Genomic DNA, 23,504 nt, shown 5'->3' on the forward strand with positions numbered 1-23,504 from the left:
TCCTCCGTTTCGAGATGCGGTGATGACGTCAGCGGCGCTCGGGAACGAGCGTGATCGTGTGTTCGGCCGGCCCCGCCAAGAGCGGCAGCGGGCGCCCGTCGACCCAGGCGCGCTGCTGATCGCGGTAGTGGGGCGACAGCGGGTCTCCTGACTGGCCTGCTGGCATGTGCAGGATGCCGTCCTGCTCGTGGCCCGGCGAGACGACGAGCCGCTCGCTCGCGGCGACCGTGTGGCTCGAGAGGCGCACGCAGACGCTGCACCCCGGGAGCGGCTCGTCGGGCATGTTGAGGAGCGCGGCGAGCTCCGGGCTCGCGCCGAGCGGGTGTGCGATCCGCACCCGGCTCACCGCGCCCCACTCGAGCTGGTCGAGGGGCCGCCCGCCGCTCTCCTGCTTCACCGCGGCCATGGCCTTCTCCAGCGCCGCGAGGACGAACACGTCCCAGCCGCCCGCCGGCGCCGGCACCAGATCCGCTGAACGCGCCTCGAGGGCGCGCTGGAGGGGCGTGTCGATGTCGGGCAGCGCGAGCGTGAGGTCCGGCTCCCCGTCGCGCTTCGCGCCGAACCACGCGGCGAACACGTCGTCGGTCAGGACGCGCCGGAGCTGCACAAGGAGCGGCAGCCCGACGCCGGACACGTCCGCCCGGCCGTCCCACGCGGCCGCCGCGCGCCGCGCCTCGGCGAGCGCCGGCCGCCTCGACACGGCCTCTTCGGTGAGCACGCGCAGCGCGAGGTCGCGGTAGAAGCCGAAGAACTCGGCCCGCGTATCGAGCTGCAGCTGGAACAGGTCCGCCTCGGTGGCGGGGCGCGCCTCGCGCAGGCGCTCGGTGATGCGGTAGGCGCGGTAGCCGTTCGCGTGGTCGTGAGCGAGCACCGGCGCGCCCTGGGCGAGCGGCATGCGGTGGTTGGCGTTGACGACGAACCCCGACGGCGGATCGACGATGCGCGGCAGCGCGGCGGGGGCCAGGTAGCCGTCCCAGCCGGCGCGCCCGTCCGCCCAGGAGACGCTGACCGAACCGTCGAACCCGCGGCGCCGGGGCATGCGCCCTGTCACCGTCCACGCCACGCGGCCGCCTCGATCGGCCAGGAGGACGTTGCACCCGGGCCCGCCGGCGGCGCTCATCACGGCGACGGCCTCGTCGACGCTCCGGACCCGATCCATCTCGAGGATCCCGAGGTCGACGCCCTCGGGATCGAGCGCCGTCCAGCGGATCGCGACCGGCGCTCCGAGGAGCGGCCGCGCCGCGACAGGCCCCCAGATCGTCCTGCGGACGGTGACGCTCGCGTCGGGCTCGCCGCGGACCTTGATCGTCTCCTGCGCGACCTCGAACCGCTTCCACCCGGAGGGCGTCCGGTACTCGCCCGGGCGCTCGGGCAGGGTCTCGAGCCGGACGAGGTCCATCACGTCGCCGAGGAGGCTGGTCAGCCCCCAGGCGACATGGCGGTTCGTCCCCACGATGACCACGGGCACGCCGGGCAGCACGACGCCCGCGACCTCGCGCTCGCCGTAACGCAGCTCGGCGCGGTACCAGATGTTGGGGACGCCGAGCTCGAGGTGCATGTCGTTGGCGAGGATGGCGCGGCCGTCCCGCGTCCTCTGGCCGGCCACCGCCCAGCCGTTCGAGCCGACAGGCGCCTCGCCGGCGTCCTCGCCGAGCACGCGCCGGCTCGGCGGGCGCGCCTTCCGGCTCTGCGCCACAAGCGCTCGCAGCTCCTCGGCCGGCAGCGGCGGAGGCGCGGTGTCCTGCGCGCCGAGCAGCGCCCTCGTGTACGGATCGACGCTCTCGAGCAGGAAGGACATCACCCCTCTGGGGAGGCTCTGTGTCAGGACCGTTTGTGTCCGCTCGCTGTCCTCGCTCTCGCTGAGGGCGTTGAACATCCCCAGCACGACGAGGATGCTGTCCTCGGGGCGCCACGGCTCGGGCCGATAGCCCAGCTTCTGGAACTCGATCGGCAGCGCCTCCGCGCTCCGGAGGTACGCGTTGACGCCCTCGGCGTACGCGTCGAGCGCGGCGCGCTGGCTCTCCGGAAGGCGCGCGAGGATCGCTGTCGCGGCCTGCGGGACGCCGAGCTCGCGCTGCCGGGTATCGGCCTCCAGCAGGCCGCGCCCGAGGATCTCCGCGAGCCGTCCTCCGTTGCTGCGGCGGAGCAGGTCCAGCTGGAACATCCTGTCACGCGCCGTGATCAGGCCGAGGGCGCGGAGGGCGTCCTGCCGCGAGGCGGCGCTGATCGTCGGGATCCCCAGCCGATCGGACGTGACCGTCACGGGGCCCTCCAGGCCGGGCAACGTCGTCGCGTTGCCGGCGCGCGGCGCCGGGGCTCGGGTCCCGCCCTGGGCTCCCTCTGCGCAGCCGGCGGCCGTCAGCGCGACGAGCGCCGAGAGGAGGAGTGACCGGATGTCCTGCTTCATACCTCTTGCTCCGTTGCTCTGAGGGCCTCGTGGCCGTGGGCGCCGGGCTCCAGCGCGGCCTGCCGCTCGACGGCGAGGCGATGGACCTCCGCCGATCGAGCCCGACTGCCCTCATCGACACGGGCGCTCGCGCCGTTCTCTTCCGGCGCAGATCGCGGCTCGGCGGCGGTGGCGGGCAGCTGCGACAGGCGGCCGAAGTCGAGCCGCAGGCAGCGATCCGCGAGCGCGAAGTACTGGTCGTCGTGCGTGATGACGAGGGCGGTCTTGCCTCTCGCCCGGAGCTCGGGGAGCAGCTCCGTGTAGAAGAACCTCCGGAACTGCGGGTCCTGATCGGACGCCCACTCGTCGAACACGTAGAACGGCCGGTCCTCGAGGTAGGCGGTGATGAGGGCGAGGCGCTTGCGCTGCCCCTGCGACAGACCGGTCACGTGGAGGGTGCCCTGCTCGACGCGCACCCGGTGATCGAGCTGCAGCCGCTCGAGGTAGCGCCGGGCGCGCTCGTCGAGGTCGGGGCCGTGCAGGCCGAGCAGGTGCTCGAAGAGGTGGAAGTCCGCGAAGACGACCGAGAAGAGCTGCCGGTACCGCTCGCGGCTCGCGTCGTCGACGGCCGCGCCGTCGAGCCGGATCTCGCCCGACTCCGGCGCGTAGAGCCCGAGCAGCAGGAGGGACAGCGTCGTCTTGCCGCTGCCGTTGCCGCCGACGAGGTACACGATCTCGCCGGGCCGGAACGTCAGATCGATGGGCCCGAGCTGGAAGCTGCCCTCTTCCTTCTCGCGGTAATAGCGGTGCGTGACGCCGGCCAGCTCGATGCGCTCCCACGTCGCGCGCGCGCCCTCCGCGCCGGCTCCGCGCTGCGGCGCCTCGGCCTCGGGCGCCAGCGAGAGGCCGAGCTGGTTTGCCTTGTCGAGCGCGATGCTGGCTCGCCCGACGGACGGCATCAGCTCGACGAGCTGCGCGAACGGCGTCATCAGGAACAGCATCGCCAGCACCACGCCGGACCGCGCCGGCGTCGTCAGGCCCGCCCAGACGGGGAGGGCGAACAGCGCGATCCCGAGGACGGCGTAGAAGAGCAGCGTCCCCCAGCCCATCGCGATGGCGTACTCGGTCGTGCCCGCCACGAACGCCCGCCGGTACGTCGCGACGCTGCCGCCGAGGACATCGGACACGAACGCCCGCCCGCGCCCGCTGTGCATCTTGAGCTCCTTGATCCCGCCCGTGAGCCCGCGGAAGTGCTTGAACAGGGCGTCGCTCGTCTCGCGGGCGCGCGTGAACGCGCGCATCGCGCGCCGCTGGTGCGCCCGGAAGAGCAGGGCGCCGAGCGCCATCGCGCCCAGCACGATCGCCAGGGCCGACCACGCGATCCGCCCGATATAGGCCAGGCAACCGAGGACGGTGGCCAGGTTCACGCACAGGAGGGGCAAGTGGATGTAGGCCTCGGAGATGACGGCCGGATCGTCGTTGAGCGTCGCGAGCAACCGGTGGGCGCCGAGCTGCTCGATGTGGCGCAGCGGCGCTTCGAGGATGCGCTGGCTGAGCTGCACGCGGAGCTCGGCGATCAACGCCTGTCCAAGCCGCGTCAGGAGCACCTGGGAGACGGCCCTGCTCAGCACGCCGACGACGGCGAGCCCCGCGAAGGCCCACGCGATCTGCGCCGCGGGGCGGCCCTCCTCGGAGAGCGCCTCATGGACGAGCGCGATGACGCCGGCGGCCGTGAGGCCGCTGATCACGCCGGCGGCGATGGCGAGCAGGAGGGACCGGCGCGACCGGCGCACGAGGAAGCCGAGCACGCTCATTTTCGTTCCTTCGCCTTCGAGCCGTCCGGCTCGCCGTCCGGGCGCGCAGGCGTCTTCGGGCCTCCGGCGCCGGGGAGCCGCCGCGCGGTCCGCGGCAGCGCGACCAGGGCCGGCTCGGGGCTCGGGCCCGCGGGCGCCTGGCCGCGCGCCTCGTGGATGCGCTCCGCGAGCGCGGCCACGGTCGGCCGCTCGAAGAACTCGCGGAGCGGCACCTCCACCTGGAACGCCTCGCGGACGCGGTTGAGGATCTGCAGGGCGAGGAGCGACTCGCCGCCGAGGGCGAAGAAGTCCTTCCTGGGATCGATGGGATCGATGCCGAACGCCCGCGCCCAGATCGCGGTCACCTGCGCTGTGATCGCCTCGGGCGACAGGCCCTCGGCTGCGCTGGCGGCCGCTGCCTCGGCGCGCCGGGGCGGCTCGTGGCTGCGGCCTGCCGCGGCGGCGCCGCCGGCGCCGAGCCGCCGCGCCAGGGCGGCGCCCTCGTCGTCGCTGGGCAGGCCGTGGAGCGGGCGTAACGAGACGATCACCTGTGGCAGCGCCGCCTGGCTCAGGACGCGGTGGAAGACCTGCAGGCCTTCTTCCGGGCTCATCCCGTCGCGGATCACGTCGTCGATCCCGAGGGCGAGGAGGCGCGCCTCGGCGCGGGCCGCCATGCCGACGTTGCGCCACCGATCGAGGTTGACGGAGACCGTGTACGGCCCGGCCCTGCGCGCGCAGGCCTGCGCGTACGCGTCGAGGAACGCGTTGGCGGCCGCGTAGCCTGCGTGGGCGAGGCCGCCGCTCAGCGCGGTGATCGAGGAGCAGAGCAGGACGAAATCCGGCTTCAGGTCGCGGGCGATCTCGTCGATCGCGAGCGCGCCGAGCGCCTTGGGGCTGAGCTCCGCGTCCAGCGTGTCCGCGGTGAGCCGGTCGATGAGCCCGCCGGCGGCGACCCCGGCCGCGTGGATCACGCCGTGCAGGGCGCCGAACCGGTCGATCGCCTCGCGCGCGGCGGCGCGCATCTGCGAGGCGTCGGCGGCGTCGGCGCGCAGCGCGACCACCTCGGCGCCGGCCTGCTTTAGCGCGAGGAGCCGCGCGTGTTGCTCGTCGGTCGGGGCCGAGCGACCCGTGAGGATGAGCCGCGCGCGCGCCGTGCGGGCGAGGTGGTCCGCGAGCCGGAGGCCGATGCCTCCCAGGCCGCCGGTGATGAGGTAGACGCCGCGCTCTCGCAGCAAGGGGGGCGCCGTCTGGGCTGGCCTCAGCGCGACCGGCTCGACGGCGGGTGCCCAGCGGTGGTGGCCGCGGTAGGCGACGACGGTGTCGGCGGCGTCGGAGCGCGCCTCCGCGAGGATCCGCTCGACGACGCGATCGGCCTCGGAGGCGTCCGGGACGGGGGCCTCGAGGTCGAGCACGCGGCAGCGCACGTGCGGGTACTCCAGCGGGACGCTCCTGCAGGCGCCGAGGAGCGGGGCGTGCTCGGGGCGCAGGGATTCCCGGCCGGTCAGGTCGTGCAGGCCGCTGGCGAGCGCGACGAGGTGGGCGCCGCCGGGCTGCTGGCCCAGCGCGCGTGCCAGCCAGAGCAGGCTGGCGCAGCCGCGGCGCTGCGCTTCGCGGAACGCGTCCGGGTTGAGCTGCGTCTCTCGTGGGGCGTCGTGGGGGTCGCGCGGATCGCCGAGGCTGAAGGCGTGCACGACGCGCGTGGGCGGCCCCGCGCTGGCGCCGAGGTCGCGGATGAGCGCGGCGTAGTCCTCGGGCTGGTCCAGGCGGAGCGTGAAGGAGCGCTCCGCGGCGCGCTCGAAGCGCTCGCCGCTCCGGACACGGGTGACCCGCCGGCCGGCGCGCTCGAGCCGCTCCACGAGCCGGTGGCCGATCGCCTCCTCGTCCGTGAAGACGAGCCAGCGCGCCTCGTCGGCGTCCGCCGCGGGTGCGAGCGGTTCCAGGGGGGAGCGCTTCCACGATGGGACGTAGAAAATTCCATCCAGATCGGATGGTGCCCGCACCGAGGTTGAGGTCCCGACCGAGGTTGAGGTCGGACCGACCGAGGTTGAGGTCGAACCGACCGAGGTTGAGGTCGAACCGACCGAGGTTGAGGTCGGACCGACCGAGGTTGAGGTCGAACCGACCGAGGTTGAGGTCGGACCGACCGAGGTTGAGGTCGAACCGACCGAGGTTGAGGTCGAACCGACCGAGGTTGAGGTCGAACCGACCGAGGTTGAGGTCGAACCGACCGAGGTTGAGGTCCCGACCGAGGTTGAGGTCGGACCGACCGAGGTTGAGGTTGAACCGACCCCCCTCGCGTCGGGCCGCTCCAGCCAGTACCGCTTTCGCTCGAACGGGGTCGCCGGCAGCGCGACGCGCCGCCGCTGTCGCCCCGCCTGCAGGCCTGCCCAGTCCACCGCCACGCCGGCCGCCCAGACCTGCCCGACCGCGTCGAGCAGCGCCGCCGCCCCCGCCGCGCCCTGGTTTCCAGGCTCGCGCCCCATGGGCATCGACGCGAGCGCCAGCGACTCCCCCGCGAGCTGCCGGCTCAGCGCCGTGAGCGTCTGCCCCGGCCCGACCTCCACAAAGATCCGCTCCGACTGCTCCCGCAGGGCCCGCACGCCCTCGGCGAAGCGGACCGTGCTTCGGAGGTGCCGGACCCAGTACGCGGGGTCCTGCGCCTCGGCCGCGGTGATCCAGTCCCCGGTGACGTTCGAGATCCACGGGATGCGCGGCGTCCGCAGCGTGACCTTCCCCACCGCCTCACGAAACGCCGCGAGGGCCCCGTCCATCAGGTGCGAGTGGAAGGCGCGCCCCGTGCGCAGCCGGCGCGCCTCGATCCCCCGGCCCGCGAGCTCCTGCTCGACCCGCTGGATCGCCGCCGCCCTTCCGGACAGCACGCACTGCCGCGGCCCGTTGACGGCGGCCAGCGCGACCTCGTCGCCGAGCCAGCCCGCGACCTCCCCCTCGGCCGCGGACACCGCGAGCATCGCCCCGTCCGGCGTCGCCTCCATCAGCCGCCCCCGCGCTGCCACCAGCGCCACGGCGTCCTCGAGCGACAGGCACCCCGCGAGGCAGGCGGCCACGTACTCGCCCACGCTGTGCCCGAGCATCGCGTCGGGCGTCACGCCCCACGCCATCCACAGCTTGGCGAGCGCGTACTCCACGACGAACAGCGCCGGCTGCGTCATCGACGTCCGGTCGAGCCGCCTCGCCGCGTCCTCGACGTCCGCGGGCGCCGGGAACAGCAGCGCCCGCAGGTCCGTGCCCAGGTGCCGCTGCAGCAGCGCAGCGCAGGCGTCGACCTCGGCCCGGAACACGGGCTCGGTCTCGTGGAGATCGCGTCCCATGTTGGGCCGCTGGGTGCCCTGCCCCGGGAACAGGAACGCGACCGGCCGCGGTCCCGTCACCGTTCCGCCGGTCCGCACCGCGTCGCTGCGATCGCGCAGCGCGCGCGCCGCCTCCTCCCGCGAGCGGCACACCACCGCGCGGCGGTACCCGAACGCCCGGCGCCCGAGCTGCTGCGTGAACGCCACGTCGCCGAGCTCGAGATCGCCGCGGGTCTCCAGGTGCTCCGCGAGCGCGTCGGTCAGGCGCTCGAGCGACGCGCTCGACCGTGCCGACAGCACGAGCAGCTCGCACGGCCTGGGCGGGTCCGCCTCCGGCGGGGGCGGCGCCTCTTCGAGGACGACGTGCGCGTTCGTGCCGCCGATGCCGAAGGAGCTCACGCCCGCGCGGCGCGGCGCGCCGGGGGTCGACCACGCCGTGAGCTCACCGGCCACGCGGAAGGGGCTGTTCTCGAGGTCGAGCGCCGGGTTCGGCGCGCGGAAGTGCAGGCTCGGCGGGATGTGCCCGTGGGCCACGGCGAGCGCCGCCTTGATCAGCCCGGTGACCCCTGCGGCCGCGTCCAGGTGCCCGACGTTGGTCTTCACCGAGCCGATCGCGCAGAAGCCCTTCCGGTCGGTCGTCGCGCGGAAGACCTGGGTGAGCGCGGCGATCTCGATCGGATCGCCGAGCGGCGTCCCGGTGCCGTGCGCCTCCACGTACGTGATGGAGTCCGCGTCCACGCCCGCGGCCGCGTGCGCCGCGCGGATCGCGCGCGCCTGGCCGTCGACGCGCGGCGCGGTGTACCCGACCTTGGCCCGGCCGTCGTTGTTGATGGCCGAGCCCTTGATGACCGCGATGATCGCGTCCCGATCCGCGATGGCGTCGTCGAGCCGCTTCAGGAGGACCACGCCGACGCCGCTGCCGCCGACGGTGCCGCGGGCGCCTGCGTCGAACGCGCGGCAGTGCCCGTCGGGCGACGCGATCGCGCCTTCCTGGTAGAGGTACCCGCTCTTCTGCGGGACGCTCACGGAGGCGCCGCCTGCAAGCGCCAGATCGCACTCGCCGGTGAGCAGCCCCTGGCAGGCCAGGTGCACGGCGACGAGCGACGTGGAGCACGCCGTCTGCACGGCGATGCTCGGCCCTTCCAGGTTCAGCTTGTACGACACGCGGGTCGTGAGGAAGTCCTTGTCGAGCGCGAGGAGCGCCGCGACGTCCGCCGCCGATTGCAGGCGCGGCCCCTCGGGGAAGAGGTGGGCCAGGTACCCGCTCAGGCTCGATCCGGCGTACACGCCGACCGGGCCGCCCGCGCGCTCGGGGTCGATCCCGGCGCTCTCGAACGCCTCCCACGCGCACTCCAGGAAGAGCCGGTGCTGCGGATCCAGCGCCGCGGCCTCGCGCGGCGTGAACCCGAAGAGCTCCGCGTCGAACATCTCGATGTCGGCGAGCACCGCGCGCGCCCGCACGTACTCGGGCCGCGCGATCAGCGCCGGGTCCACGCCCGCGCCGAGGAGCTCCTCCTCGGTGAGGATCGCGACGGACTCGACGCCCGCGCAGAGGTTTCGCCAGAACGCCGCCACGTCCGGCGCGCCAGGGAAGCGCCCGGCCATGCCGATGATCGCGATGTCCAGGCCCGGGCGCGGCTCGCCGTTTGCCGGCGTGGTCATTTCTTGGTCTCCAGTCCGCCGCGCCGCCGCGCGAAGATCTCTCCGCGCCGCTGCTGCGCGGCCCTCGCCCGCTCGCCCTCCGGCGCTCCGCCCTGCGGCGCCGTCTCGGCGCTTGGATCCCGGCTCAGCGCCGCCGCGAGCGAGGCGATGGTGGGGTGCTGGAACAGGACAAGCAGCCGCAGATCGCGGTCCACCGTGTCGCGCAGCCGGCTGTGGACCTTGGCCAGCGAGAGCGAGTGTCCGCCCAGATCGAAGAAGTTGTCGTGAATGCCGACCTGCGGGACCGACAGCACCTCTCGCCAGAGCGTCGCGATGGTGCGCTCGAGGTCGGTTCGCGGCGGCGTCACGGCCCTGGCGGGCGCGTCGAGCTGCTCGGGCGCGGGCAGGGCGCGGCGGTCGACCTTGCCGTTGGGCGACAGCGGCAGCCGCTCGAGCACGACGATGGGCGCTGGCACCATGTAGCCCGGCAGCGCCTCGACGAGCCAGGCGCGCAGCGCTCCAGGCTCCAGCGCCGCGCCGTCGCGGCCGGCGACGTAGGCGACGAGGCGCTTTCCGCCGTGGGCCTCGTCGCGGGCGAGGACGACGGCCTCGCCGACGCCGGGGTGCTGGAGCAGGCGCGCCTCGATCTCGCCGAGCTCGACGCGCAGGCCGCGGATCTTGACCTGGTGGTCGAGGCGGCCGAGGAACTCGATGGCTCCGTCGGGGCGATGGCGCGCCAGATCGCCAGTCCTGTACAGGCGCCCTCCCGGAGCGGCGCCGAACGGATCGGGCACGAAGCGCTCCGCGGTCAGGTCGGGCCGCCGGTGATAGCCGCGGGCGAGGCCGACGCCGCCGATGTGGAGCTCGCCGGCGACGCCGGCGGGCACGGGCTGGCCGTGGCGGTCGAGCAGGTAGATCTGCGTGTTGGCGATGGGGTATCCGATGGGCACCGAGGCGGAGGTGTCCCCTCGCTGGCAGGCCCAGTGAGTCACATCGATGGAGGCCTCGGTCGGACCATAGAGGTTGTGCAGCTCTGCCTGCTCGATCCGCTCGAAGCACCGCCGCGCGAGCTCCGCCGGCAGCGCCTCGCCGCTGCAGATGATCCTGCGCAGCGACCGGCACGAGGCCGCGCCCGGCGTCTCCAGGAAGGCCTGAAGCATGGGCGGGACGAAGTGCAACGTGGTGACGCCGCTGCGCGTGATCAGCTCGACGAGCCGCTCGCCGTCGCGGTGATCGCCGGGCTTCGCGACGACGAGGCCGGCGCCGGTGATCAAGGGCCAGAAGAACTCCCAGACCGAGACATCGAAGCTGAAGGGCGTCTTCTGCAACACCCGGTCATCCGGGGTGAGGCCGTAACGCTCCTGCATCCACTCTAGCCGGTTGAGCAGGCCCCGGTGGCTGTTGCCGGCGCCCTTGGGCCTGCCTGTCGAGCCCGAGGTGTAGATGGTGTAAGCGAGGTTGTCCGGCGACAGCGGGGTCGCGAGGTTGCCACTCGGCTCCCTGTCGATCTCGGCCCGATCCACGTCCAGGCACAGCACCTGGGCGCCGTGCGCCGGCAGGCGCGACGCCACGGGCCGCTGGCTCAGCAGGACCGGCGCTCCCGCGTCCTCGAGCATGTAGGCGATACGATCCGCGGGATACTCCGGGTCGATGGGCACGTAGGCGCCGCCGGCCTTCAGGATGCCGAGCAGCCCGACGACGAGCTCGACGGAGCGCTCTGCCGCGATGGCCACGAGCACGTCCGGCCCCACGCCGCGCTTCCTGAGCGCGTGCGCCACCTGGTTGGCGCGCCCGTTGAGCTCTCGATAGCTCAGCCGCTCCTCATCGAAGATCACCGCCACGGCGTCCGGCGCCCGCTCCGCCTGCGCCTCGAAGAGCTCGTGGACGCGCCGCTCGTCCGGGGTTGCGCGCTCGGTCGCGTTCCAGCCGACGAGGACCTGCCTTCGTTCGGCCGCATCCATCATCGGCAGATCGGCCAGCCGGATCTCCGGAGCGGCGACGAAGCCCTCGAGGAGGGCGAGGAGGTGCCGTGTCATCCGCGCGACCGTCGCGCCGTCGAAGAGATCGGTGTTGTATTCCCAGGCGCCGCGCGCCCCCTGGCCGTCGGGGACCAGGTTGAGCGCCAGATCGAACTGGGCCGTGCCCGTATCGACCCGCTGCGCGCCGATCGAGAGGCCTGGGATCTCCGGCGCCTGCTCGGGCGCGGGATCCATCGTGATCATCACGTTGAACAGGGGCGTGTGGCTGAGGTTCCGCTCGAGGGAGAGCGCCTCGAGGACGCGCTCGAACGGCACCTCCTGGTGCGCCTGCCCCTCGAGGATCGCCGCGCGGACGCGGGCGAGGAGCTCGGTGACGCCGGGATTCCCCGAGAGGTCGACGCGCAGCGCCAGCGTGTTGAGCAGGCACCCGACGACGCCCTCCAGCGCCGCCCGCGGCCGCGCTGTCACCGGCGTCCCGATGCACACATCGCTCTGGCCCGTGTACCTGTGCAGCAGCGAGAAGAGCCCCGCCGCCACGATCGTGAACAGCGTGGCGCCGGTCCGCCGCCCGAGCGCGCTCAGCCGCGCCACGAGCTCCGGCGGCAGCGCGAGCTCCTCGCGCGCGCCTGCATAGGTCTGGACCGCGGGCCGCGGCCGATCCGTCGGGAGCTCGAGGGGAGGCACGGGCCCCTTCAGCCGGTCGCGCCAGTACGAGAGCTCCCGTTCGCGCGCCGCCGCCTGTTCGTTCCGGCGCTGCCACAGCGCGTGATCCGCCTGCTGCAGCGCGAGCGGCGCGAGCGCCGGGGGCCGCCCCGCGGCGAAGGCGCCGTAGAGCAGCGAGAGCTCCCGCAGGAGCACGTTCATCGACCAGCCGTCCGCGATGAGGTGATGGCAAGTGATCGAGAGCACGTGCTCTCGCTCGCTCGTGCGGAGGAGCGTCCAGCGCACGGGCGGCGCCTCGGCGAGGTCGAACGCGCGCCGCGCCTCCTCGCGCAGGCGCGCTTGCAGGGCGGACTCCCGCGCTTCCTCTGCAAGAGCGCTCATGTCCTCCAGCGGCAGCGCGACCGGCGCGGGCGGCGTGATCCTCTGGACGGGCCTCCCTTCGACGGAGGGAAAGCTGGTGCGAAGGGCCTCGTGGCGGGCCGCGAGCTCTGTCACCGCCTTCTCGAGCGCCCCCGCGTCGAGGGCCCCGGCGAGCCGCACGGCCGCCGCGATGTGATAGACCGGCGCCCCCGCGACCAGCTGCTCCAGGAACCAGAGGCGCTCCTGCACGAGGGACAGCGGCAGCCGCTCCGGCCGCGCCACCGGTGTCAGCGGCGCGACCCCGCCCGCCGCGCCGCCCGCGGGTGCGCCGGCCTGCCTCGCCTCGATCCAGGCCGCGAGCGCCGCGACCGTCGTCGACTCGAAGAGCTGCGCCGGCCCCACGTCGATGCCGAGCGCCTCGCTCACCCGGCCGCTCACCTGCATGGCCCGCAGCGAATCGCCGCCGAGGCTCAGGAACTCCTCGCTGCGGCCGACCCGCGCGCGCCCCAGCACCTCGGCCCAGATGCCTGCGAGTGTGCTCTCCAGCGCCGTCTGCGGCGGCTCCGCGCTCTCGGCCTCGACGCGCGCCCCGACCGCCGACTGCCACACGGCGTCCAGCGACCCGTCCAGGAACCGGGCGCGGCATGCCCTCCGCTGCACCTTGCCGCTCGTGGTCCGCGGCAGGCTCCCTGGCTTGATGAGCACGACCGCGTGGACCGCGACCTCGTGCCGGTCGGCCACGGCGCGCTCGATCGCCGCCCCGAGCTCCGCCGGCTCCGACGCGGGCGCGCGCCGCCCGAGCTCCTGGACGATGACGATCCGCTCCTCGCCGTCGACGTCCACCGAGAACGCCGCGCCGCCGCCGGCGCGGAGGCCCGGGTGGCTCTCCTCCGCGGTGAGCTCGATGTCCTGCGGGTAGAGGTTGCGCCCGCGGACGATGATCAGGTCCTTGAGCCGCCCCGTCACATACAGCTCGCCGCGCGAGGAGAACCCGAGATCGCCGGTCCGCAGGAACGGCCCTTCTCCCGTGGAGAGCCGGGCCTCGAACGTCAGCGCCGTCTCCTCCGGCCGCTCCCAGTAGCCCTGGGCCACGCTCGCTCCGGCGACCCAGATCTCCCCGACGCGCTCGTCCTTGCAGGGCCTCATCGTCTCTGGATCGACGATCCTCACCTCGTCGCCTGCGGGTGATCCCCCGCAGCCCACGAGGGAGACGCCGTCCTCTGGCCTGCGCGGCTCGAACACCGCGTCTCCCTGGGCCAGACCCGCGCGCTCGACGGCGCGCACGACGGGCGGCGCGTCGGCCGCTCCGCCGGTCACGAGCAGCGTCGCCTCGGCCAGCCCGTAGCAGGGATAGAACGCGTCGCGCCGGAACCCCGCGGGCGCGAACGCCTCGGCGAAGCGATCGAGCGTCGCCGCCCGGATCGGCTCGGCGCCGTTGAACGCCACCTTCCATGAGCCGAGATCGAGCCCTTCCCGCTGCTCCGGCGGGATCTTCCGGAGGCACAGCTCGTAGGCGAAGTTCGGCCCGCCGCTCGTCGTGGCCCGGTAGCGCGATATCGCCTCCAGCCATCGCCGCGGCCTCATCAAAAAGTGCTCTGGCGCGAGCTGGATGCACGGCACGCCCACGTAGAGCGGCTGGAGGATGTTGCCGATGAGCCCCATGTCGTGGTGCGGCGGCAGCCACCCGACGATCACGCTCTCCTCGGTGTGCGCGAACGCGCGCTGGATCATGAGCTCGTTGCGCAGCAGGTTGCCGTGCGTGAGCACCACGCCCTTGGGCGTCCCGGTCGAGCCCGAGGTGTACTGGAGGAACGCCACGGTCTCGGCGGTCACGCGCGGCGCTCGCCATGCGTCTTCCTGGCCGTCCCGGATCGTGTCGACGGCCATGCAGCGCAGGTGGCTCAGCTCGGCGAAGCTCGGATCGTCGCGGAGCATCGTCACCGCGCCGAGGAACGCCTCGGTGGTGAGCACGACGCTCGGCCGGCAGTCGCGCACGATGGCCAGCACGCGCATCAGCCCGCTCTTGCGCTGCGGCAGAGGGACGGGCACCGCGACGAGCCCCGCGTAGAGGCAGCCGAAGAAGGCGGCGATGAAGTCGAGCCCCGGCGGCACCAGGAGCAGCGCGCGGTCACCCGCCTGCGCGCCGGCCTGGAGCTCCGCCGCGAGCGCGCGCGCCCGCCGATCGAGCTCGCCGTACGTCATCGCGCGGGCGTCCGCCTCCCCGTCGAGCAGGAAGGTGGTTGCGTGCCCTGACGGGCGCTGCTCCGCGCGACGCCGGAGCAGCTCGACCAGCGTCGCAGGCTCGTTCGTGCCGCCGCCGCGCTCGCTGATCGCACGCCCAGGGGATCGGTTCGACTCCATCACCACCTCAGCTCCGGACGAAGAAAGCCCGACAAAAAGAGGTCCCGCTCACCAGGTACTGGGCTCCGAGCCTGATGACGCAAAGCGTTGTGAAAGCGAATCGCCGGAAAGCTCCTCCGGCGAGCGCGTCACACGCCCGTCGATGCAATGTTGAAATTGAAAATGATGATCAACTTCTGGTCGGCGGTTCTATGGAATACAGATCCAAGTGCTGTCAAGGCAAAAACCGACACTGGTCCGCGAGGATGCGCGACGAGGGCGAGCGGGGCGGCGGGATGGGGGAGCGGTCCGGTCAGCGAGGTGCTGCTCCCGGTCCGCTCTCGGAGGGACCAGGCCATGGTTCAGGGGCGCGCGGACAATCCATCACAGCTGGAATCTTGGGTTCTGGACGATGCGACCCATCGACGAATGAAATTGAATTCTGTTTTCATCTTGGCTACCGGAAGTTCCGGACATGTTTGTCAGCTCGGTTCCCCAGCCGCCGCGTCCCGAGCCGCGGGCCGGGTTCAAGGTGGACGCGGAGGCGCGAGGTGCTCTCGCGCTTCGAGGCCCGCTTGCAGGCGTGGTGACCTTCCTGCTGCTTGGCCTGCCGGCGCCGGCGCACGCTCAGGACGGCGGTATGCCCGAGCGCGCCGCGGGGGACCGAGAGCCGACCGTGGGCGCGCCTGTCGCAGGCTCGCCCGGCCTCGATCGCTCCCCGCCCGGCGCAGGGGGCGCCCGCATCGAGCCGCCGCAGCTCCTCGAGCTCGCCGAGGCCGAGTACCCACCGGAGGCCCGAGCGGCACGACGGGAGGGCACGGTCGTGCTGAAGCTCCTGATCGACGCGGCGGGGCGCGTGACCGAGGCCGAGGTCACGGGTCCAATCGGTGGCGGCTTCGACGAGGCCGCCCGCGCCGCGGTGCTCCGGTCCCGCTTCACGCCGGCGCGCCGGGACGGCACGCCGATCGCTGCACGTATTCTCTACAGCTACGAGTTCGGGCTCCCCGAGGCGCCCCCGGCCGAGTCCACCTCCCCGGCGACGGGTGGAAGCGCGGCCACGGGCAAGGCGGCGACCACGCCCCCGCCGGCCAAGGGGTCTGACCCGGCCAACAACGCAGCTCGTCCGCCGGCCAAGGGGTCTGACCCGGCCAACAACGCAGCTCGTCTGCCGGCCAAGGGGTCTGACCCGGCCAACAACGCTGCTCCCGCCGAGGTGACCGTGCGCGGCGCCGCGATGTCCGAGCGCCTCCGGCAATCCGCGCAGGCGATCACGGTCATCGAGACCGAGGAGGCGCAGCGGAGGACGGCCGACATGGGCGAGGTCCTCGCCCGCACCCAGGGCGTCGGCGTGCGGCGGAGCGGGGGGCTCGGGTCGTGGGCGCGGTTCTCGCTGAACGGCCTGACGGACGATCAGATCCGCTTCTTCCTCGACGGCGTGCCGCTCGATCTCGCGGGGTACCCGTTCGGCGTCTCGAACGTGCCCGTGAACCTGGCCGAGCGCGTCGAGATCTACCGCGGCGTGGTCCCGGTGCGCTTCGGCGCCGACGCGCTGGGCGGCGCCGTCAACCTGGTCACCGATCGCGATGTCCGCGGCACCCACGGCGCGGTGTCCTACGAGGTCGGCTCCTACGACACCCACCGGCTCACGCTCGCGGGGCGGCACCTGCACGAGCCGAGCGGCTTCTTCACCCGCGTGAGCGGCTTCTTCGATTACGCGCGCAACGACTACCCGGTGGATGACGTCCTCGTGCCGAACGAGACCACCGGGCGCGAGCAGCTCGTCCACCGCGTCTATCGCTTCCACGACGCCTATCGAGCGGCGGGCGGGAGCGTCGAGCTCGGCTTCGTGAACCGGCCCTGGGCGCGGCGGCTGCTCCTGCGGGCCTTCCTTACCGACCACGACAAGGAGCATCAGCACAAGCTCAACGTCATGAAGGTTCCCTATGGAGAGGTCACGAGCGGCGAGACCTCGCCGGGCGCGACGCTCCAGTACGAACAAGGGCTCGGCCGCGGCGTCGCCCTCGACGCGCTCCTCGGGTACACCTACGGCCGCGCCGCCTTCCTCGACGTCAGCGAGTGCATCTACGACTGGTTCGGCCGCTGCGTCCGAAAGCGCACCAAGCCAGGCGAGGAGCTCTCGGCGTCAGGTAGGTCGGACCCCAACGATCAGGTGTTCTGGGAGCACAGCGGCTTTGGCCGTCTGAACCTCCGCTACCGGCCCCACCCGGAGCACGCGCTGCAGCTCTCCGTGTCTCCGACCTACATCACGCGCACGGGGGAAGAGCGCAGGCTGGACAACCTCGACGCCCGCGCGGCGCTCAGCGGCGAGCGGAGCCTGTTCACCTGGGTGCAGGGCGTCGAGCACCAGCTCAACCTGTTCGACGATCGCCTGGAGAACAGCCTCTTCGTGAAAGACTACGTGCAGCTCCTCCGCGTGAAGGAGCGGCTGCTGGGGCTCGACAGCCCCTTCGTCCGCCGGGAGCGCGCCACGCACCGCCTCGGTGTCGGCGACGGCCTCCGATATCGCCTCTCCGAGCGGCTCTACGCCAAGGCGTCGTACGAGTGGGCGACGCGGCTCCCGCGGCCCATCGAGGTGTTCGGCGACGGGACGATGATCCTCCCCAACCTCACGCTCCCGCCCGAGACGAGCCACAATGGAAACCTCGGTGTCACGGTCGACGCGCGCGACACCGCGTCAGGCGCGTGGCGGCTCGATCTGAACGGCTTTCTCCGCGCGATCGACCAGCTCATCGTGCTGGACAGCCGCGCGCTGGCGGCGAGGTACGTCAAGGTCACGGGGGCCCGGTCGCTGGGCATCGAGACCGCCGCCGGCTGGACGTCGCCGGGAGAGCACGTGGCCCTCGACGCCAACGTCACCTACGATGATTTTCGCAAGACGTCCGGCGACGGGAACTTCGCTGGCTCCGAGGGCCAGCGGATGCCGAACCGGCCGTGGCTCTTCGCCAACGGCTCGGCGCGATTTCAGCTCCCGGAGGTCGTCGCGCCGCGCGACGTGCTCTCGCTCACCTGGGACACGCGCTACGTGCACGAGTTTTACCGGGGCTTCGAGAACTGGGGCCATCCCGACACCAAGGCCAAGGTCCCCTCGCAGCTGGTGCACTCGCTCGCGCTCACCTACGTCGCGCGCAACGGGCCGCGAACGGTGAGCTTCACCGTCGAGGCCCACAACCTCACCGACGAGCCGGCCTTCGATTTTTACGGTGTCCAGCGGCCCGGGCGGACGCTCTTCTCCAAGGCGACGCTGGAGATGTGACGACGAGACCCACCAGGCGAGCTCTCTGGCTCGCGCGACAGGAGGAAAGACGGATGCGTGCGATTCAGCGACAGCAGCGGCCATCGAGAGGCGCGGGCGCGACGACCGGCGTGCTCCTGCTGCTGGCCGGCGCGCTCGGCAGCGGCGGCTGCGCCGACGCCGGCGAGGAGCAGCCGGCCCCCGCCGGGCAGGTCGGCGAGGAGGCCTTCGTGGTCGCCACGCGCGTCTGGGACGACATGGCGACCAACTCTTACTTTCATGTGGTGCCGTCGCTCGATGCAGGCACGACGGTCGACCCTTCGCAGGCGCTGGAGGTCCCGGAGTCGGCCAGGCTGTTCGCGTTCGAGGACGAGGGCTGGTTCGGCATCGGTGACGGCCAATCGCCGACGATCTCGCGTTACACGCTCGACGCGCGCGACGCCCTCGTCAAGGGCGACGCGATCAGCCTCCAGCCGTTCGGCGTGGAGAGCCTCTGGCCCACGAACTACCTCATCTCTCCGACGAAGGCGTATCACCCGGATCGCGCCGGCGAGCAGATCATCATCTGGAATCCCACGACGATGGAAGTGCAGGGGACGATCCCGTTGCCGGACACCGCCCGCGAGGGCTACCTGGCGCTGTACGGATATGGGTCGATCCAGCGCGGCAAGACGCTCCTCTTCTCGGTGGGATGGTTCGACTGGGCGACGAGCGACGCCGTCCTCCCGGAGACCGGGCTCGTGGCGATCGACACCGAGACGGACACCGTCGTGCGGTTCGACGTCGACGACCGGTGCGGCGGTATCACGCAGCCCGTCGAGACGGCCTCGGGCGACGCCTACTTCGTGAGCTCGGCCCTCGCGGCGGCGGCTTATCACGTCGATCGGCTGGAGACCGCGCCCTGCGCGCTGCGTATCCTGAAGGACGCGGACGCCTTCGACCCGGACTTCGCCTTGCGCCTGAGCGAGCTGACGGACGGCGCGATCGCGGGCGATCCCATCCCCGCGGGCGGCGACAGCCTCTTTCTCCGGGTGTTCGAGCAGGGCCTCGCCACCATCGGCGAGGAGACCAAGACCTTTGAGATCACGAGCCAGCCGGCGTGGCACTGGTGGCGGTGGGACACCGCGGCGAACGAGGCGGCGCCGGTCGGGGAGCTGGCCCCCTCGCCCGCGAACGTCTCCTTCTTCGAGGTCGACGGCCGGGTCTTCACGATCGATGAGAAGGACGACTCCACCGCGAGCACGCTGATCGAGCTCACGGCCGAGGGGGGCCCGAAGCTCGGCCTGACGACGCCGGGGTACCTGCACGGCGTGGCGAAGGTGAGATAGATTCGCGCGGCGCGCGGCGCTCCGCGCGAGGGAACAGGGTGACTCGCGATGGCCAAGAAGCTCTCCCGCCATGCCTTCACGACCTTCTGGAGCGTGCACGCATGGGCAGGCGTGATAGGCGGGCTCTTGCTCTATGTGATGTTCCTGTCGGGGGGGATCACGCTCTTCCGCAGGCAGCTCGCGGTGTGGGAGGAGCCTTTGACCCAGCAGCGCTCCTCCGTCGAGCAGGCAGGGCTCCAGGCCACGCTCGATGAGGGGCTCGCCGCCGCGGGGACGACGCCGGAGGAGCTCTGGTTCGACGTGCCGGAAGGCGGGCTGGGCGCCGCGCGGCTGCTCTACTACGCGCAGGGCGAGGCGGTCACGTCGTGGGTCCACGAGGGGCTCGTGCCCGAGCGAGAGCGGCTGTCCGACTTCCTCTACGACCTGCACTACCTCTGGCACCGAGCGACCGGAGTGTGGCTGTTTTATGTGGCCGGTCTCCTGTGCGTCGCGCTCCTGCTCGCGCTGGCGACCGGCGTGCTCATCCACCTGAAGGACATCGTCCGGCAGTTTCATCAGTTCCGGCCGGACAAGACGCGCCGTGTCCTGTGGTCGGATATGCACAAGGTGCTTGGCGTGATAGGCCTTCCGTTTCAGCTCCTGTACGCGTACTCCGGCGCGTTCATCGTGTTCCTGGGGGTGCTCGTCGGGGTGTTCGCTGGCCCCGTGTTCGGCGGCGACGCCGCCCGGGCGGACCTCTCGGCCTGGGGGGCGTCCTTCGCGGACGAGCCGGCGCGGGGGACGCCCGCTCGCGGCCTGACGCTGGACGAGCTCATGGCCCGCGCGCGCGCCGCGGAGCCCCGGCTCGTGCCCGAGAGATTGCGTATCTCGCACCTCGGCCTCGACAGCGGGACCGTCGATATCCGCGGCTCGCTCGAGGGCGTCCCGTTCACCCGTGGCAGCGTGCGGATGCGGCTGCGCGCGATCGACGGAGCGGTCCTCTCGCTCGACGCGCCGGGCGCCGACGGCGCGCGCAGCGACGTGTTTCGCTGGATCTACGGCCTCCATTACGCCGATTTCGGCGGCATTGCGCTTCGCATCCTGTTCTTCGTGCTCGCCCTGGCGACGTGCGCGACGATCCTCACCGGCAACTGGATCTGGCTCGCTCGGCGGGAGGCGCGGCAAGAGCGCCTCGGCAACCGCCTCCTCGCGCGGCTCACCGTGGGCTTCGGCGCGGGGACCGTCGTCGCGATCGCGGCGCTGTTCCTTGTGAGCCGGGCGTTCCCGCTCGACTGGGGCGCGCGCGCGGCGGCCGAGGAAGTGACGTTCCTGGGGGTGCTCGTGCTCTGCATCGCCTGGGCGCTCGCCGCGCGTGACGGCGGGCGCCTCTGGTCGCGGCAGCTCGGGCTCGCGGGGCTCTTGCTGCTGCCGGTCCCCGCGCTCGCGGCGCGCTGGTCGGGGGCGGGGCTCTTCGGCGCGGGGCCGAAGCTCGGAGCCGTCGTCGCCGTCGATGTCGCGCTCCTGCTGGCGGCCGCGGCGCTCTGCGCGTCTGCGTGGGCGCTTCGCCGGGCGACGTCGCGACCCGAGGCGCGGCTCCTGGTGACGCGCCACGCGCCGCAGCCTTCGCTGGCTCACGGCGGGGCAGGGCTCGTGGCCAGGCGGCAGACGGCGTCCCATGGTTGAGACCGCATCGGTCCTCTCGGCCTATCTCGCCTTCGCGTTGCTCCACGGGGCGCGGCCCGAGCGCCTGCCGTTCGGCGTCGCGGCGCGGCTGCGCGCGAGGCGCGAATGGCGCGCCTCGGCCCGGGTCCTGGCCGCCGCCTTCTTCTCGCTCTCGGTGTGGCTGTGGAGCCGAGCCGAGGCCGGCGTGGCGGCGCTCCTCGTCCCCTTCGCGGCGCTCCTCTGCGCCGCGAGCGCGTTCGTCCTGCTCGCGCCGGTCTGGCCGCGCGCCGTCTGGGGCCTCGCCCTCCTGTGTCCGCCGGCCATCGCCGCGCTCTCGCTCCTCGGAGCGCGCCATGGCTAGCACTACTGCGGGAAGTCGGAGGGGGAAGCGAACCGCCATGGCGCCAAGGGCGCCAAGAAACCAGGGACATGAGAGGGAAAAATGCCGGGACGGCACTCCTTCTTCGCCCTTGGCGACCTTGGCGCCATGGCGGTTTTTCTGCCGATCCGGGGCAACTTTCCGCAGTAGTGCTAGCCGCCTCGCCCGCCTCGACGCCGCGCTGCGCGTGCTCGCGGCGCTGATCGGGACTCTCCCGCTCGCCGTCCTGGCGAGCGTGTGTCTCGCGCGATTCGCGCCGCTCGCCGAGGAGACGCGGTCCGCGCTCGGCTTTTCGCTCGTGGTTCCCCTCTGGCTCGCGGCGATGTGCTTCGCCTTCCTGGCCCGCAGCGCGGCCCGCGCGTGGGGGGTCTGCGCGGCGCTCGGCGCCGTGTTGCTCGCCCTGGCCTATGGGGTGCCGCAATGACGGGCGCGCACCCCTGACGACCGGCGCTGGCTCGGCGCTTCCAGCGCCCCTCGTCCGTTCGACGGTGATCGGCCGATCCGAGCGCCAGAGGACGAGCCTGGCGGCCCGCTTCCCGGGCCGTCCGTCCCGCCCCCTCGGAATCCGTCGCTACCGGCATCCCCCTGCACGATCTTTTGTGCACGGCGACAACCTCTTTGGTATGTTGCCGCTCCCTCGCCGCCGCGCCGCGCGTCGGACGAGCCAGCGTTCTTTCTATCTTCATGTATCGAGGTCCGCGCTGCTCCTGCGCTGAGCACGGGGCGGGTGGACCATCCTGGGTACCAGGAGAGGTGGCCGAGTGGCTGAAGGCACACGCTTGCTAAGCGTGCGATCGGGAAACTGATCCGCGGGTTCGAATCCCGCCCTCTCCGCCGCGAGAACGCTCAGCGCTACGCCCGTCGTGCGGCGGCCTGAGCACCGCGAACACAACGCGAACGCGCGTACACAAACAGACGACCCGCGGGCGACGCGGGCCGCGCTCGGGCGCGCCGCTGCGGCGAGCTGCGCGCGGGGGATCATCGCGTCGTCGCGGCCTCACGCGGGGCCGCGTGGCCCTCGCGGCCGCGCCGCTCAGGCCGCCCTGGTCCTCAGCACCCGCGACTGGAGGAACTGGTAGATCGTCTTGATCGCGTCGAACGAGCCAACCGCGCTCTCCTTGATCACCTCGTTCACCGTGCGCGAGCCGTTGACCGCGCCGAGCACGAGCTGCTCGATGCGCGTCAGCTTGCCGGAGCCCACGCTGTCGAGCGCGACCTGGTCGACGACCACCACCTGGTCGAAGTTGATCGTCCCCTCCATGAGCCGCCACTCGTCGACGCGCCGGAACCCCTCGAGGACCAGCGCGGACACCGGGAGGCCGAGGTGCGCCTGCTCGACCTCGGGGCGGAACGGCTCGCGCGTGAACGAGAAGCGCCCGTAGGGCCAGCGCAGCACCTCGTAGATGAGCTCGCTCGACTGCCGTTCCAGCACGGCGATGAGGTCGTCGTTCGTCGCGACGCCGGCCTCCACGAGCACCTGGCCGAGCAGGGCGTGCGGCCGCTTCGCGCGGAGCAGCGCCTCGAGCCGCTCCCGCGTCAGGAGCCCGCGCTCGATGAAGTAGCGCCCCAGCTTGAACTCGTCCGACGAGTTGCGCGCCTGGACCAGATCGATGAGCCCCTGGCGGAGCGAGATCGTGACCGACGCGCGGTTCGTGGTCACCCGCATCACGCCCGTCTGCCGCTGCATCTGGAGCAGCTGGAGGATCTCGGCGAGCGGGATCGCGGAGACGTCGCCGCTCATCACCTCCTTCGCGTCCGCGGGCGTATCGTCGAGGTCGCGGAGCGTCAGGGTCAGCCTGGAGACGATCTCGCTCGTCATCACGCGGGCGACCGCCTGCATCACCGCGGCCTCGTTGGTCCGCGCCTCGGGCGAGAGGCTCATGATCGCCGGCGTCATCACCGTCGACAGCTGCTGCGCGAACTCGGCGCCGGCGCGCTGGCGCATGTTCCTGGCGAGGAGGCTCGGCCGCACGCTCTCGGCGATCGTGTCCTCGTCGGGCATCTTCGCGCCCTCGGGCACGGGCCGCGCGCGCCCCTCCGCCGCCTTCGAGAGCGCGCCCTCGATCACCGCGACCAGCGCGCGCGCGTCGAACGGCTTGGTGATCGCGTCGACGGCGCCGGTCTGCTGGACGAACTGCCCCCTGAGCTTGTCGCCCTTGGCGCTCATCAGGACCACGGGCACGTTGCGGTGCGACGGGTTCGAGCGGAGCTCCCGGCAGAAGGCGTAGCCGTTCATCCTCGGCATCACGAAATCGAGGAGGACGAGGTCGTATTTCGGCCCCTTCTTGACCAGCTCGATCCCCGCGAGCCCGTCGCGCGCCACGGTCGGGTCGAACCCATTGCGAGCGAGGATGGCGCTGACGACCTTCAGGATGGTCGGGCTGTCATCGACAACGAGGACTCGCGCCGGGGAGGCCATGGCGAAGGATACAG

The 23,504-nt window shown here is 72.5% G+C and carries 10 protein-coding genes and 1 tRNA gene; 6 read left to right on the plus strand and 5 right to left on the minus strand.

Annotated features, from left to right (window positions below; all coding sequences use genetic code 11):
* Window positions 1-28: 28 nt before the first annotated feature.
* Genes WMF45_RS45580 through WMF45_RS45595 form a run of 4 tightly spaced genes read right to left on the minus strand, consistent with a single transcriptional unit; the run spans window position 29 to window position 14,491 of the window.
* Window positions 29-2,407 (minus strand): penicillin acylase family protein, encoded by a 2,379-nt coding sequence (locus WMF45_RS45580; protein ID WP_437713074.1) that lies wholly within the window; start codon window positions 2,405-2,407, stop codon window positions 29-31.
* Complete coding sequence (locus WMF45_RS45585) at window positions 2,404-4,200, minus strand: cyclic peptide export ABC transporter (RefSeq protein WP_437713075.1); 1,797 nt, start codon at window positions 4,198-4,200, stop codon at window positions 2,404-2,406. The genes WMF45_RS45580 and WMF45_RS45585 overlap by 4 nt, the downstream gene beginning before the upstream one ends.
* Window positions 4,197-9,149: a type I polyketide synthase gene (locus WMF45_RS45590; protein ID WP_437713076.1), complete on the minus strand. Its 4,953-nt coding sequence runs from the start codon at window positions 9,147-9,149 to the stop codon at window positions 4,197-4,199. Before WMF45_RS45590 ends, WMF45_RS45585 begins: the two co-directional genes overlap by 4 nt.
* Window positions 9,146-14,491, minus strand: a complete 5,346-nt coding sequence (locus WMF45_RS45595; protein ID WP_437713077.1) for an amino acid adenylation domain-containing protein — start codon at window positions 14,489-14,491, stop codon at window positions 9,146-9,148. The genes WMF45_RS45590 and WMF45_RS45595 overlap by 4 nt, the downstream gene beginning before the upstream one ends.
* A 454-nt stretch (window positions 14,492-14,945) precedes the next feature.
* On the opposite strand from WMF45_RS45595, the gene mxcH reads away from it, so the two are divergent.
* The 6 genes from mxcH (at window position 14,946) to WMF45_RS45625 (ending at window position 21,905) form a co-directional block, all read left to right on the plus strand.
* A complete protein-coding gene (gene mxcH, locus WMF45_RS45600; protein ID WP_437713078.1) occupies window positions 14,946-17,744 on the plus strand; it encodes a TonB-dependent siderophore myxochelin receptor MxcH in 2,799 nt (932 codons plus the stop codon).
* A 53-nt stretch (window positions 17,745-17,797) separates the two neighbouring features.
* Window positions 17,798-19,051: a hypothetical protein gene (locus tag WMF45_RS45605; RefSeq protein WP_437713079.1), complete on the plus strand. Its 1,254-nt coding sequence runs from the start codon at window positions 17,798-17,800 to the stop codon at window positions 19,049-19,051.
* 48 nt (window positions 19,052-19,099) lie between these two features.
* On the plus strand, window positions 19,100-20,713 hold the full coding sequence (locus WMF45_RS45610; RefSeq protein ID WP_437713080.1) for a PepSY-associated TM helix domain-containing protein: 1,614 nt from the start codon (window positions 19,100-19,102) through the stop codon (window positions 20,711-20,713).
* A complete protein-coding gene (locus tag WMF45_RS45615) occupies window positions 20,706-21,053 on the plus strand; it encodes a hypothetical protein (protein WP_437713081.1) in 348 nt (115 codons plus the stop codon). Before WMF45_RS45610 ends, WMF45_RS45615 begins: the two co-directional genes overlap by 8 nt.
* 109 nt (window positions 21,054-21,162) lie before the next feature.
* Complete coding sequence (locus tag WMF45_RS45620) at window positions 21,163-21,495, plus strand: hypothetical protein (protein WP_437713082.1); 333 nt, start codon at window positions 21,163-21,165, stop codon at window positions 21,493-21,495.
* Window positions 21,496-21,818: 323 nt separating this feature from the next.
* Window positions 21,819-21,905: transfer RNA gene (locus tag WMF45_RS45625), tRNA-Ser, on the plus strand.
* A gap of 199 nt (window positions 21,906-22,104) precedes the next feature.
* On the opposite strand, the gene WMF45_RS45630 is transcribed toward WMF45_RS45625, so the two are convergent.
* The gene (locus WMF45_RS45630) at window positions 22,105-23,490 is read right to left on the minus strand and encodes a DUF4388 domain-containing protein (RefSeq protein ID WP_437713083.1); all 1,386 of its coding nucleotides are present in this window, start codon (window positions 23,488-23,490) and stop codon (window positions 22,105-22,107) included.
* Between the last annotated feature and the right edge of the window lie 14 nt (window positions 23,491-23,504).

The sequence above is a fragment of the Sorangium sp. So ce448 genome, from assembly GCF_051520915.1.
Classification (GTDB): Bacteria; Myxococcota_A; Polyangia; order Polyangiales; family Polyangiaceae; genus Sorangium; species Sorangium cellulosum_B.